This is a genomic window from Leucobacter sp. cx-42, from assembly GCF_014529985.1.
Lineage (GTDB): Bacteria > Actinomycetota > Actinomycetes > Actinomycetales > Microbacteriaceae > Leucobacter.
This window is the reverse complement of record NZ_JACVMU010000019.1, coordinates 1-1,672: the sequence shown is the minus strand read 5'-3', so window position 1 is coordinate 1,672 and position 1,672 is coordinate 1. Positions and strand designations below refer to the sequence as shown.

The 1,672-nt window shown below is 54.2% G+C and carries 1 rRNA gene; it reads left to right on the top strand.

The annotated features are described in order from the left end of the window. The first annotated feature begins 130 nt into the window (after positions 1 to 130). Positions 131 to 1,653 (top strand): 16S ribosomal RNA (locus tag ICM05_RS12565). Positions 1,654 to 1,672: the final 19 nt, after the last annotated feature.

The following is a 1,672-nucleotide window of genomic DNA, read 5'->3' as shown; positions in this document are numbered from 1 at the left end:
GTTTGGTTTGTGTTGGAGATTCCTTTTTTGGATGAATAATTCAGTGACAAATTTTTTGTCAGTGTTTCTATTTGTCAGGTCAAACTCGCATCTTGTCTGCCTTATTCCGGTGGATGGGTGCTTTTTGTTTTTTACGGAGAGTTTGATCCTGGCTCAGGACGAACGCTGGCGGCGTGCTTAACACATGCAAGTCGAACGATGAAGCCCAGCTTGCTGGGTGGAAGAGTGGCGAACGGGTGAGTAACACGTGAGTAACCTGCCCTTGACTCTGGGATAAGCGCTGGAAACGGCGTCTAATACTGGATACGACCTATCACCGCATGGTGTGTGGGTGGAAAGATTTATCGGTTTTGGATGGACTCGCGGCCTATCAGCTTGTTGGTGAGGTAATGGCTCACCAAGGCGACGACGGGTAGCCGGCCTGAGAGGGTGACCGGCCACACTGGGACTGAGACACGGCCCAGACTCCTACGGGAGGCAGCAGTGGGGAATATTGCACAATGGGCGCAAGCCTGATGCAGCAACGCCGCGTGAGGGATGACTGCCTTCGGGTTGTAAACCTCTTTTAGTAGGGAAGAAGCGAAAGTGACGGTACCTGCAGAAAAAGCACCGGCTAACTACGTGCCAGCAGCCGCGGTAATACGTAGGGTGCAAGCGTTGTCCGGAATTATTGGGCGTAAAGAGCTCGTAGGCGGCTTGTCGCGTCTGCTGTGAAATCCCGGGGCTCAACTCCGGGTCTGCAGTGGGTACGGGCAGGCTAGAGTGCGGTAGGGGAGATTGGAACTCCTGGTGTAGCGGTGGAATGCGCAGATATCAGGAAGAACACCGATGGCGAAGGCAGATCTCTGGGCCGCTACTGACGCTGAGGAGCGAAAGCATGGGGAGCGAACAGGATTAGATACCCTGGTAGTCCATGCCGTAAACGTTGGGAACTAGATGTAGGGCCTGTTCCACGGGTTCTGTGTCGTAGCTAACGCATTAAGTTCCCCGCCTGGGGAGTACGGCCGCAAGGCTAAAACTCAAAGGAATTGACGGGGGCCCGCACAAGCGGCGGAGCATGCGGATTAATTCGATGCAACGCGAAGAACCTTACCAAGGCTTGACATATACGAGAACGCTGTAGAGATACAGAACTCTTTGGACACTCGTATACAGGTGGTGCATGGTTGTCGTCAGCTCGTGTCGTGAGATGTTCGGTTAAGTCCGGCAACGAGCGCAACCCTCGTCCTATGTTGCCAGCACGTTATGGTGGGAACTCATGGGATACTGCCGTGGTCAACACGGAGGAAGGTGGGGATGACGTCAAATCATCATGCCCCTTATGTCTTGGGCTTCACGCATGCTACAATGGCCGATACAATGGGTTGCGATACCGCGAGGTGGAGCGAATCCCAAAAAGTCGGTCTCAGTTCGGATTGGGGTCTGCAACTCGACCCCATGAAGTCGGAGTCGCTAGTAATCGCAGATCAGCAACGCTGCGGTGAATACGTTCCCGGGCCTTGTACACACCGCCCGTCAAGTCATGAAAGTCGGTAACACCCGAAGCCGATGGCCTAACCCTTGTGGAGGGAGTCGTCGAAGGTGGGACTGGTGATTAGGACTAAGTCGTAACAAGGTAGCCGTACCGGAAGGTGCGGCTGGATCACCTCCTTTCTAAGGAGCACTCAAACCC